At 61.5% G+C, this 1,107-nt stretch carries 1 protein-coding gene; it reads right to left on the bottom strand.

What is annotated here, in order from left to right; all coding sequences use genetic code 11:
• Nucleotides 1–1,063: type IV pilus assembly protein FimV (locus J1777_RS14190; protein WP_423220556.1), on the bottom strand; the 1,063-nt coding region annotated here is incomplete at its 3' end.
• Nucleotides 1,064–1,107: the final 44 nt, after the last annotated feature.

Below are 1,107 nucleotides of genomic sequence, written 5' to 3'. Positions count from 1 at the left end.
GGGCAGGGGTGTCGAAGGTGGCGGGCGTGTCGGTGAAATCCAAACGGCTCAAGCCAAAATCGTCTTCCTCGGCCGGTGTTTCAGCAGCGGGGGCTGGGGTCGGGAAGCCAAAGCTGCTGTCCAGAGAAAAGTCCAGCGTCTCGGCGGGCGCAGGTGCTGGCGCAGCGTTGGTCTCGGTTGCTGTAGCGGTGGCGCTGTCGGTTCCGGAAGGCAGGTCAAGATCGACGCGGCTGAAGTCAAAACTGGGCACGGCCTCTTGTGGGCTGAGCATGCTGTCCGCAAATTGGGTGTCTTGAATTTGGGAGGGCAGCTCTGGCTGCGACGGCGGGGCTTCAATGTTGAGGCTGCTGTCTATCGACGCAATGAATTGGTCGGTCGAGTCATCGTCTTGGATGCTGGGCGGGATGAGCAGTTCGCTTTCCAAAGAAGGCGTGGGCGCGGCAGTCTCGGCAGATTGCGCCAAGGCCTGGGCAAAACCGGTGGTGGTGGCCGCCGCCGCGGCGGCACCGGTGGTGGTGCCCTCTGCGTACAAGGAGTTGTAGGGGTCCATGTTGAAGCCCAGGGTGCGCACGCGCTCCCAATCGCTCCCCTGGCCTTGGGTCAGGCCCTTGACGGCGCGCGCCGTCACTTCCAGTTGGGTGAGGTCTTGCTGCTTGGCGTAAATTTCGGCCAGTTTGATGTGAATGTTCAGCCGATCTGGGGCGCTGCGCAGGGCTTCGGCCAAAATTTTGATGGCTTCATCTTCTTTGCCATAGGCCAGGTACACATCGGCCTCGGCGATGGGGTCCACATCGCCATTGGCATCCAACTGGCTTGGCGAGTACGCCATGGTGCTGGCCGGGGTGTCGCTGTTGGTATCAATTTGTTGGCCGCCACTGCTGTCAAACAAAGAATCAGGGGCCGGTGCCACCTCTAAGCTTGAGTCATTGAATGCGCTGGCTGCGGCTGCTTGTTGCTTGCGTTTGCGCCATGCCAGCAGCCCCAACAAGCTCAATACGGCTACGCCACCGGCCGGGAGCAGGGGGTTTTCGAGCAACTGATCGACCAATGAAGGCTCAGGCACAGGTGCGGGCTGGGGGGCTTTTTGCGCTGCTTTGCGCGCAGGGG

It is taken from the genome of Comamonas denitrificans (assembly GCF_017368815.1).
Taxonomy (GTDB): domain Bacteria; phylum Pseudomonadota; class Gammaproteobacteria; order Burkholderiales; family Burkholderiaceae_C; genus Comamonas; species Comamonas denitrificans.
The sequence above is the reverse complement of the archived record's forward strand: the minus strand, read 5'-3'. Positions and strand labels throughout refer to the sequence as shown.